This window comes from uncultured Thiodictyon sp. (genome assembly GCF_903828115.1).
Classification (GTDB): domain Bacteria; phylum Pseudomonadota; class Gammaproteobacteria; order Chromatiales; family Chromatiaceae; genus Thiodictyon.
On the sequence record NZ_CAIKKU010000147.1, the window covers coordinates 1 to 5131 of the forward strand.

Genomic DNA, 5131 nt, shown 5'->3' on the forward strand with positions numbered 1-5131 from the left:
GCCGCGACGATTATCACCCGTGAGGTGGCCGAAACAATGGTCACGGCCCCGGTGTCGACTTGTTTGCATCGCGGGCGACCGGTTCCCCACCGGTTCCAGTCCGTACCCAGGTCCGCTAGGATGGGCGGGGCGCTGCCGGGCCTCGGCCGGCGCCGCACCGCGCACCGCCTTTGCAACTGACCGCTGACCAGGGACCACTGCCCAAGCATGACCGCGGACACTCAAGCACCAGCCCCGGCGCCGCCGCCCGCCCCCGCGGCGGCGGCCGCTGCCCCGCTCGGCCGCCGCCGCCATCCCGTGATCCGGGTCCTGCGTCTGCTGGGCGCGATCCTGGTCCCGGCCCTGCTCCTGACGGTGCTGCTGCTGGGGCTGGTGCTCGGGACCCAGAGCGGGTTGCGCACGGCGCTCGCGCTGGCGGAGGACCTGGCACCGGGGCTGATCCAGGTGGGCAAGGCGCAGGGCCGGGTCCTGGGGCGGCTGCACCTGGAGGACGTGGCGATCCGGCTGCCGGACCTGGACCTGCGCCTGGGAAGCTTCGACCTGGACTGGTCGCCCCTGGCCGCCGTCACCGGGACCCTGCGCATCGCCCGGGTCGTCGCGCGCGATGTCGATGTGGTCACGACGCCGTCCGAGGCCGCGCGGGCCGCGGCCATCGTCTTGCCGCAGATCGCGCTGCCCCTGCAGATCGAGATCGGCGAGGCCCTGGTGGAGAACCTGCGGGTCCTGCACCGCGGGGTGGACACGCCGCTCTTCGTGCTGGATCGCGTTGCCCTGGGGGCGCGCCTCTCTGGCAGTGCCCTGGACCTCGTCGGGTTGGAACTGGCCGCGGGCCAGGTTGGGCTCACGATCAGGGGCGCGGGCCAAGCGCAGTTGACGGACCAGTATCCATTGGACCTCCAACTGGACTGGGACCTGACCATGCCGCCCGCGGTGCAGATCGCGGGCCGGGGGCGCATCGGCGGGGACCTCGGGCGGCTGGTCGTCACCTACGACCTGACCGGCTCGGCCCAGGCGACACTGAGCGCACAGGTGGACGACGTGCTGGGGCGCCCACGCTGGGACGCCGTGGTGCAGATCGAGGGCGTGCGGGTGCCGGACTTCCAGGCGGACGCACCCGAGGTGGCGGTACGCGGGCGCCTCGAGTCGCACGGGGACCTGGAGGCCGCGACCCTCACCGGCAGCCTGGACGGCACGGCGCCGAATCGGGCGGACTTCGGCCACCTCCAGGCGGCCCTGGACGCCCAGTGGAAGGACCGGCGGCTCGACCTGCGCAGGCTCGACCTCACCGAGTCGGTCTCCGGGGCGCGCTTTTCCGCCACGGGCGGCCTGGATCTCAATCCCAGCCCCGGCACCTTCAAACTCACCGGCACCTGGGAGCGGCTGCGCTGGCCGCTCACCGGCACCGTGACCGCCACCGCACCCCAGGGCCGGGTCCAGGCCTCCGGCACCTTCGACGCCTATGACTATGCGGTCTCCGGGGCCGTGCAGGGCCCCGCCTTCCCGGCCGTCGACCTCGATCTGCGGGGCCAGGGGGACGCCAAGGGGACCCGGATCAGCGCGCTTAGGGTACTCACCCTGGGCGGCAGCCTGGAGGCATCGGGCCGCGTCGCCTGGGCGCCGGAACTCGGTTGGGACCTCAAGGCCGGGGCCAAGGACCTGAATCCGAGCGGGATCGTCCCCGGGATCGAGGACCGGATCGGCTTCAGTCTGGCGACCAAGGGCGGGCTTGTCGGCTTCAGCTATGACCTGACGGCCGCCTCGCAAGGCCCCGGGCTCCCCCCGGCGCGCCTGCTGCTGGGCGGCAAGGGCGATCTGAAGGGGACCGAGATCGCGTCGCTGCGCCTGGAGGTCCTCCAGGGCCGCATCGATGGCCGTGCCCGCGTCGCCTGGGACCCGGCAGTGACCTGGGAGGCGGACCTGGCCGCCGTGGGGCTCGACCCCGGGTCCTATGCCCCCGGGTGGCCGGGCCGCATGGACGGGCGTCTCAGCAGCCGCGGCACCCTGGAGGCCAAGGGTCCGAACCTGACGGTGACGCTCGCCGGGGTCCAGGGGACCTTGCGCGGCTATCCCATCGCCGCCGCGGGTCAGGTGCAGATGGCGGCGGGGACTGTCCGGATCACGGGGCTGCGTGCTTCCTCGGGTCCCAGCAGTGCGCGGGTGGACGGCGTGATCGACGAGAAGCTCGACCTGCGCTTCGACCTCGCCTCGCCGGATCTGGCGAGTCTCATGCCGGGGGCCACGGGGAGCGTCCAGGCGCGCGGCAGGGTGCAGGGGGGGCTCAAGGCGCCGACGGTGGCGCTGGAGATCGATGCCAGGGACGCCGCCCTGGCCGGTCAGGGGATCGCGCGCCTCACGGGCTCCGCGGACCTGGCCCTGACCCCGCAGGGTCCCTTGCGCGTCCGACTGGACGGCCAGGGGCTGACGGCCGGGGGCCTGCGCTGGGAGCGGCTGGAGGTGCGCGGGGACGGCAGTGTGCCGAACCATCGGCTGAGCGTCGCGGCCATCGGCCAACCCCTGTCCATCCGGCTGGAGGCGGCCGGCGGACTCACCCTGGCCGGGGCCGGCCCGGCCGCGTATCGGGGAACCCTGAGCCGCTTGGACCTGGACAGCGAGCGCTACGGCAACTGGCGTCTCCCGCAGGCCATGCCGCTGCGCCTGACCGGCCCCAAGATCGCGGCAGGCCCCCTGTGTCTGCGCAACGCCAAGGGCTCCGGGGGCTGTCTCGGGTTCGATCAGACGGCCCCGGGCGAATGGACGGCGACCATCGATCTGGACCCGCTGGGGGCCGAGTTGGCCCAGGTCCTGCTGCCCGCGAACCTGGCGGCGCAGGGCGCCGCCCGGGTCAAGGGGCGCTTCGCGGCCAAGGGTCCGGTGCTGACCGGCAGCGCCCTGGCCGAGATTCCCCAGGGGCGGCTGCGCCTGGATTTGGGCCAGGCCAGGTTCGAGGAACTCGACCTCTCCCAGACGCGGCTGACCCTGGACGCCGGGGCCCGGGGCCTGGGGGCGCGGTTGGACCTGCCGCTGAAGGGCCTGGGTCAGTTCGACGCTGCGGTGGACCTGCCGGGCTGGCGCCTCGACGACCCGGCGCGCCCGGATCAGCCCTTGCGCGGTGGGGTGCACGGGGGCGTGGCGGGACTCGCGCGGTTCTCCAACCTGGTCCCGAACCTGACCGGGATCACCGGTAAGCTGGCCCTGGACTTCGACCTGGGCGGCACCCTGAGCAGGCCCGGGGCCAAGGGCCAGGCGACGCTGCGCGGCTTCGGTGCCGAGGTGCCGCTGTTGGGCACCAAGATCACCAACCTCGATGTCACGCTCACGGCGCCGGCCCTGGAGCGGCTGACCATCCAGGGCCAGGGGGAGGTCGGCGGCCGGCGTCTGTGGCTCAGCGGTGACGCCGAGGGCGGCGCCGGCGGATTGAGCGGCCAAGTGCTGATCGCCGGTGAGCGGCTCAAGGTCGCGGACACCAAGGAATATCAGGTCACCCTGTCACCCCATATCGAGATCGGCCTGACCCCCCAGGGCGCCCGGGTGCGGGGCGAGATCAAGGTCCCGCAGGCGCGCATCCGGCCGCGCAAACTCCCGGCCGGGACCCTGCTGCCGTCCCCGGACATCGTGTTGGTCGGTCAGGCCGGGGCGGGCAAGCCGCCGTTTCCGGTGGACATCGACCTGCGCCTCACCCTGGGCAACGACGTGACTATCGACGCCTTCGGGGTGCGCGGGCGCCTGATCGGCGACCTGCGTATCCTGCAGGCCCCGGGCCGGGAGCTGCTGGGCGACGGCCAATTGGCGATCGTGGACGGGGTCTACCGCTTCAACCCCGGGATCGGGCTGGGCACCGACCTGATCCCCATCCTGAGCGGCCTGGGCACCGAGTTGGGCACCCCCCTGACCATCACCCAGGGGCGGCTGGTCTTTTCCAACAGCCCCATCGGCAATCCGGGGCTCCTGCTCATGGCCCAACGCGAGAGCGGCAGCCTCAACGCCGGGGTGCGGGTGGTGGGCACGCTGCGCAATTCCAGGCTCGCCTTCTTCTCCGAGAGCGACCCGGGCATGAGTCAGGCAGAGATCACCAAGTATCTGTTGACCGGGATCGCGCCCCGCACCGACACGGGGCAGGGGGGCCAGTCACTGTCGGTGGGGACCTATGTGGCACCCAACCTGTATATGGAATACGTCAGCGGTATCGGCGACAGCAAGAACGCGGTCAAGCTGCGCTATGATTGGAGCCGCAATATCGAACTCGAGGCCGAAAGCGGGGATACCCCGGGCGCGGATATTTTCTACAAGTTCGAGCGTTGACGGGAAAACAGAGAAGGATTGTCCGCAAATGAACGCAAATGAACGCAAATGGGGGAAGGCGAGAGTCGGCGCCGAGAGGGATGCATCCAGGTGCGGCCCTGGTCGTTACATGGATAAGGCGCCCGGCACGGCGTTTTGGGGAGTGCTCGGCGTTTGGACGCGCCACGACCACCGGAAGCCATTCCTTCCCATTTCTTATTTGTGTTCATTTGCGTTCATTTGTGGACAAATCGTCTTCTCTTTCGCCCTCGCGGCGACCGCCGCGGGCCTCGACCCGACGAGCGTCATCGCCTTCGACCTGGACCGCCTCGATGCCGCCGGTCTCCAGGGACCGCCCGACGGGCGGCGCGCCCTGGACTACGAGTTCTGTATCCCGCGGGGCCAGGGCCCCCGGGATCAGGTGGCGGCCATCGACCCCAGCGCCCACTTTTATCCGGGCAGTTGCGGGCGCAGCGGCTGCGGACCGGATCAGGTCCTGGTGCTCGGAAACACCCACCAGCCCGGTTATCGCGCGATCCTGCTGACCCTCGCCGCCCTGCCCTTTGTTACGCGCATCGCGGAGGCCGTGTTTGAATAGCCGTTGTTCGCTGTGACCGCGCAACTCGGTGGTATCATCTTCAGGTGACGAGTCAAGAACAAGCTAGACACAGACACAATCGTTGTCGTTGTCGTTGTCGTTGTCGTTGTCGTAATCGGAGAAGCGACGTAATTTGGGTTGCGAGAAAATCCGGGGCGGTCTTGATCATCATTCCGGCCACCGGGAGCGCCGCACCCCAGTGCGGCGCGGCCTATCCGCAGAACGCAACGCTGCGGTCGCTCGCGAGGCCGCGCC

The 5131-nt window shown here is 70.8% G+C and carries 2 protein-coding genes; both read left to right on the forward strand.

The features are described 5' to 3' along the window. The first annotated feature begins 207 nt into the window (after positions 1–207). Positions 208–4299 (forward strand): translocation/assembly module TamB domain-containing protein, encoded by a 4092-nt coding sequence (locus tag QZY48_RS05400; RefSeq protein ID WP_295428738.1) that lies wholly within the window; start codon positions 208–210, stop codon positions 4297–4299. A gap of 199 nt (positions 4300–4498) precedes the next feature. Beyond that, positions 4499–4876 carry a hypothetical protein gene (locus tag QZY48_RS05405; protein ID WP_295428741.1) on the forward strand — a complete coding sequence of 126 codons (378 nt, stop codon included), beginning with the start codon at positions 4499–4501 and terminating at the stop codon, positions 4874–4876. Positions 4877–5131 lie beyond the last annotated feature (255 nt).